Raw genomic sequence first — 5,642 nt, forward strand, 5'->3', positions numbered from 1 at the left:
GTTTGGTAGCTTTACCCCTTAACAAACCTGGATGGCTTCATAGTTTTATAATCGCAACTCGAGTTATTTAAATGAAATTGGTCTTCCGAAGCTAAAAGCCCCGGAAACTAGTCAAGGGTAATCCAAATTTGATGAAGTTCTTTAGGAGGGAGTGCATCTGATAAGGCAGTTTTTCCTACTACGATGTTTAAACATTTAAATTTAGAGCTTATTTGTCTCTCCATATTTTTCCTTTCATTTCACCTATAGACCAACGATTATGGAATGTCGTTTCTGCAAAACACCGCTACACAATAAATTTGTGGATTTAATAAATTGCCCGCCTTCCAATTCATTCCTGAGCAGGGAGCAGCTAAATGAGCCGGAGGTGTATTACCCTTTAACTATTTACGCCTGCGACAACTGCCACCTGGTGCAGGTAGACGAGCACAAAAAAGCCACCGATATTTTTAATAATGAGTATGTTTACTTCTCGTCGTACTCCAAAAGCTGGGTGGAGCACGCCCGCAAGTATGCCTATGCCATGATCGAGCGCTTTGGCTATAACAAAGACTCTTATGTAATTGAAATCGCTTCGAACGACGGTTACCTGCTCCAGCATTTTAAAGACAAAGGTGTGCCTGTGCTTGGCGTTGAGCCAACTCAGAACACGGCAAACGCAGCCATTCTGAAGGGAATACCCACCATATCGGAGTATTTCGGTTCGGATTTTGGCCTTAAGCTCAGCCGACGCAGGCAAAAAGGCAACCTGCTGATTGGTAACAACGTGCTGGCGCACGTGCCTGATATCGACGATTTTGTAGAAGGCCTTAAACTGGCTTTACGGAAAGATGGTGTTATTACCATGGAGTTTCCGCACCTGCTCCGGCTCGTAGAAGATTGCCAGTTCGATACCATCTACCATGAGCATTTCTCTTACTTGTCGTTTACTACAGTAAAGAGAATTTTTGAAGCACACGCCCTCGAAATGTTCGATGTGGAGGAGTTGCCGACGCATGGCGGCTCGTTAAGAATTTTTGCCAAACACAAAAAAGACAAGAACAAAGAAATATCGGCACGAGTGGGGGCCTTGTTAGCGAAAGAAGAAGCCGCCGGTATTACCACCACCGACTACTATGCTAATTTCCAGGAACGAGTCGATAAAATAAAATACGACACCCTCGATTTCCTGATCAGCAGAAAGCGAGAAGGCAAAAAAGTAATTGCTTATGGTGCCGCTGCCAAAGGTAACACCCTGCTGAATTATGCAGGCATAAAAGGCAACGACCTGATTCAGTTTGTGGTGGATGCAGCTCCGTCTAAGCAAGGTAAGTTTATGCCGGGCAGCCATATTCCGGTGTATAATGAGGAGAAAATTCGGCAGTTTAAGCCAGATTACATCGTTATTCTGCCCTGGAACCTGAAAGAGGAAATTATGGAGCAATTAGCCTATGTAGGCGAGTGGGGATGTAAGTTCGTGGCCTTTGTGCCGGAAGTAAATGTGTATGAAACCAACATTGCCATTGCCTGAGATCGAAGAAGCAACTAGTGCCATAGTAGGGGAGGAGATGCATGCACTGGTGGCAAAGCTCTTCCCCGTCTGCAGAAGCATTACCGGCAACGGTGTAAGGCAGACGCTGCAGATCCTTCAGGACTACATTCCGCTTGTTGTACACGAAGTACCGAGTGGAACACCTGTATTTGATTGGGTTGTGCCGAAAGAATGGAACATACAAGATGCTTACCTGCTGAATGAGGCAGGAGAAAAAGTGGTGGATTTTGCAGCGAATAACCTGCATGTGCTAAACTACAGTACGCCCATAAACAAGCAACTTCCGCTGCAGGAGCTAAAAAAGCATTTGTTCAGTCTGCCCGAACAGCCTGACCTTATTCCTTACAAAACATCTTACTACAAACCGAACTGGGGCTTTTGTCTGCCAGACAGGCAGCTTCAAACACTGGAAGAAGGCTTGTACACGGCTGTTATAGATGCCACCCTGGAAGATGGTTCGTTAACGTATGGCGAACTATACCTGCCCGGCGAGACAGAAGATGAAGTGCTGGTCTCCAGCCACGTTTGCCACCCATCGATTTGCAACGACAACCTTTCAGGAATTGCAGTTGCTACGTTTCTGGCCCGTGAACTGGCCGGCCGCAAAAACCGGTATTCGTATCGCTTTATATTTATACCAGCTACCATCGGTGCGATTACCTGGCTCAGCCAAAATGAGAACAGGCTAGCCAACATCAGGCACGGCCTGGTGCTGACGCTGCTGGGCGATGAAGCAAGTTTTACCTATAAACGAACCCGCGAAGGTAACTTTGAGATTGATGAGGTAGTGGAGCATGTGCTGCAGGCATGCGGCAAAGGGTACCAACTCATCGATTTTTTCCCGTACGGCTACGATGAGCGGCAGTTCTGCTCTCCAGGTTTTAACCTTCCGGTTGGCTGCCTGATGCGATCGCAGCACGGAGAGTTTCCGGAATATCACACCTCCGCCGATAACCTTGAATTCGTAAAAGCCGGGTCGCTGGCAGAATCGGTGGCTCTGTTGCTGGAGGTAACACAGGTGCTTGAGCAGAACAGGAAGTACAGGAACACTAACCCAAAGTGCGAACCTAAGCTTGGGAAAAGGGGACTTTACGATTCTATTGCTGGTAGCGGAGACTGGAAATCGAGGGAAATGGCGATGTTCTGGCTCCTGAACCTATCGGATGGGCAGCACAGTTTGTTAGCTATCGCCAAACGCTCCGGCATCGCCTTTAGCACCATAGCCGAGGTAGCAGCTGTGTTGCAACAACATGCGCTACTCGAGCCAGTAACCTAAACGGGTACCTCAATTATTTGAATGAAATAAGCCTTCAGAAGAAAAAAATGCTTTTAATTGCCAAGGGTATAAACTGATATAATGCCAGTGTCTTACCAACCCTTGGACTAAATTAAGCAAAAATCCTTTGGAAGGCTGATTTCATTTAAATAATCTGGTAGCAGCTATCTGTAGCCTTGGCAGCTTGTAGGAGCGGTAGCTGGTGGAGTGCCAACTCCTTCATAAGCTTTAACTTAGGAGATATGGTTCAGTAACAGGAGAAGCAAAGTCAGATTCTGAAGAAACAAAAAAAACATACATGGAAATTGCAGGACTTGTACCCGCTGCAGGGTTAGGATCGCGACTCTCGCCGTTGCCTTGCAGCAAAGAGTTGTTTCCTGTTGGTTTTGGCCCGCATCCGGAGCATGGGGAGCCGCATCCTAAAGTAGTATCGCAGTATTTGCTGGAACAGATGCAGCGGGCCGGGGCAAAGCAGGTGTACTTTGTGTTGCGCAAAGGCAAGTGGGACATTCCGGCTTATTTCGGCGATGGAAGCCAGCTCAGCTTGCACCTGGCGTACCTGCTCATGCAAAACCCGAACGGAACGCCTTTTTCGCTTAACCAAGCCTACGACTTTGTGCAAGACAAGCAGGTGCTGTTCGGTTTTCCGGATATCCTGACAGGTTTAGAAGATCCGTTTTCTCCTTTACTCCAGAAGCAGGAGAGAACACAAGCCGATGTGGTGCTGGGTCTTTTTAAGATAAAACGCCCCCACAGCTGGGATATGGTTGCTACAGCACCCGATGGCGAGGTAACAGCTCTCGAAATGAAATCGACAAGTACCACGCGGTCCTTTGGCTGGGCCATTGCCTGCTGGCAGCCTTCGTTTACCCTTTTCATGCATCGGCACCTACAGCACCTGGAGCAGCAAATGTCTGCAAGTGGCCAGGTAAAAGAAATAAGTGTGGGTGCTGTTATTCAGGCAGCCATTTACAACGGTCTCCAGGTGCAATCCGTATGCTTTCCAGGTAGTTCGTGCCTAGATATGGGAACTCCCGAAGACTTACGCGAGGCCATCAGCACCCTTACATAACATACACCTGCTTCATGCGCATTTTAATTATCCATAACCATTACAAACAGGTTGGCGGCGAAGACACTGTTTTTTTCGCAGAGGCCGAGTTACTCCAAAAATATGGGCATCAGGTCGAGAAACTAACCTTCTCTAATAACGAGGTCGTTTCGGCTGGCGATAAGCTGCAGGCTGCGTTGGGGGTGGTGTATAACCCAAAAAGCGCCCGGTTGATAAAGCAAAAGATCCAGAGTTTCAGGCCTGATGTGGCGCATGTGCATAATTTTTTCCCGTTGGTATCGCCGGCGGTTTTTAAAGTTTGCCAGCAACTGGGCGTGCCGGTAGTTATGACCCTGCACAACTACCGCCTGGTGTGCCCGAGCGCTTTACTCTTCTACAAAGGCAAAGTGCAGACAGGTAACATCCATAAAACGTTTCCTGTAGGGGCTATTCTGGACAAAGTGTATCGGGATTCTGCCTTCCAGACGGCTTCGGTGGTGTTGGCTACAGGTGTGCATAAGTTGCTGGGTACCTGGCAAAATTCGGTCGATAGGTTTATTGTGCTCACGCCCGGTGCCCAGGAGCTGTTTCAGAATTCATCGCTGAGGCCCAGGCCAGGGCAGTTGGTGGTAAAGCCAAATTTTACGGCCGACCTGGGCGTAGGGGAGAGCCAGCGGCAGAATAACTTTTTATTTGTTGGGCGACTTACCACCGAAAAAGGAGTAGAAACGCTGCTGCAGGCGCATCGGCTACAGCCTTTCCCGCTCAAAATTATTGGCGACGGACCACTTGCCGAAACCGTTGCTACCTATGCGTCACAAAATCCTTCGGTCGAGTTTCTGGGCTTTCAGAAAAGAGACCGGGTGGTGGCGGAACTTAAACAGGCAACAGCGCTGGTTTTTCCTTCGGAATGGCACGAAACATTCGGCATGACCATTGTGGAAGCTTTTTCTACTGCCACGCCCGCCATTGCCGCGCGCATAGGAGGGGCTGCCCATCTGGTGCAGGAGGAGTACAATGGATTACTTTACACACCAGGTGTGGCGCAGGAGTTAGTAGAAAAAGTGCAGAGGCTTCAGCAAGATGAGGCGCTACGTGCGACACTGGCAGCGGGTGCCAGGCAAAGTTACCTGGCCAGTTACACACCGGAAGCAAATTACGAAATGCTGCACACGATCTATAAAAATGTGGTCGAAGGTAAAAAGAGCAAAAGCTCCTTAGTTAACTTAGGAGCTTCGACAAATTAAAAATTAGAAATTCATGATTAAAAATTTGTACAAATAAGCTTCCTCATAACAATAGGAGCATTTATTATCTGGTTTATCATTTTTGAGTTGCTGAAATTGTTTTGACGACTTTACTAAGTCGCTTTTGCTTTTAAAGATAAGTCGATTATGTTTTAGGCGAGCTCAACGTTATTATTTGTAGGTAATTTATCTTTTTTCGCCTTTACAGCCTCCATTCTCGCCACGGCTGCCAGCACTTTGTCTATTTCCACGGTCATGTGCTCCCGCTGACCATCGTCTGCGTTTTTAATTTTACTGTTTCCTTTACAGATCACGTAATCGTAGTCGAGGCCGATTTTGGGTGCTATGTCATAAAACGGTTCCAGTATAAACCCTTCACTAAAAATCTCGATCAGCTTTGTGCCAGGCTTGCAGAATAGCATGTTAATCAGGCCTGCACCAGAAGCGCCTATCACTACCTCTGCTCTGGAGAACATCTGAATTTTTTCGATGATGCTGTATTTGCTGGAGATGATGTTGTCGAAGCCATGCGGAGCC

5 protein-coding genes are annotated in these 5,642 nt (G+C 47.6%); 4 read left to right on the plus strand and 1 reads right to left on the minus strand.

Annotated features, from left to right (window positions below; genetic code table 11):
• Positions 1 to 259: 259 nt before the first annotated feature.
• From FVR03_RS23595 to FVR03_RS23610, 4 genes are all read left to right on the plus strand, one after another.
• Positions 260 to 1,510: a class I SAM-dependent methyltransferase gene (locus FVR03_RS23595; protein WP_147924236.1), complete on the plus strand. Its 1,251-nt coding sequence runs from the start codon at positions 260 to 262 to the stop codon at positions 1,508 to 1,510.
• A complete protein-coding gene (locus FVR03_RS23600) occupies positions 1,485 to 2,807 on the plus strand; it encodes a DUF4910 domain-containing protein (RefSeq protein WP_147924237.1) in 1,323 nt (440 codons plus the stop codon). Before FVR03_RS23595 ends, FVR03_RS23600 begins: the two co-directional genes overlap by 26 nt.
• A gap of 298 nt (positions 2,808 to 3,105) precedes the next feature.
• Positions 3,106 to 3,879 carry a nucleotidyltransferase family protein gene (locus FVR03_RS23605; RefSeq protein ID WP_147924238.1) on the plus strand — a complete coding sequence of 258 codons (774 nt, stop codon included), beginning with the start codon at positions 3,106 to 3,108 and terminating at the stop codon, positions 3,877 to 3,879.
• Positions 3,880 to 3,893: 14 nt separating this feature from the next.
• Positions 3,894 to 5,105 carry a glycosyltransferase family 4 protein gene (locus tag FVR03_RS23610; RefSeq protein WP_147924239.1) on the plus strand — a complete coding sequence of 404 codons (1,212 nt, stop codon included), beginning with the start codon at positions 3,894 to 3,896 and terminating at the stop codon, positions 5,103 to 5,105.
• 152 nt (positions 5,106 to 5,257) lie between these two features.
• On the opposite strand, the gene FVR03_RS23615 is transcribed toward FVR03_RS23610, so the two are convergent.
• The coding region (locus FVR03_RS23615; RefSeq protein WP_147924240.1) for a glycosyltransferase family 61 protein at positions 5,258 to 5,642 on the minus strand (385 nt) is incomplete at its 5' end.

Source organism: Pontibacter qinzhouensis (assembly GCF_008017455.1).
GTDB classification, from domain to species: Bacteria; Bacteroidota; Bacteroidia; order Cytophagales; family Hymenobacteraceae; genus Pontibacter; species Pontibacter qinzhouensis.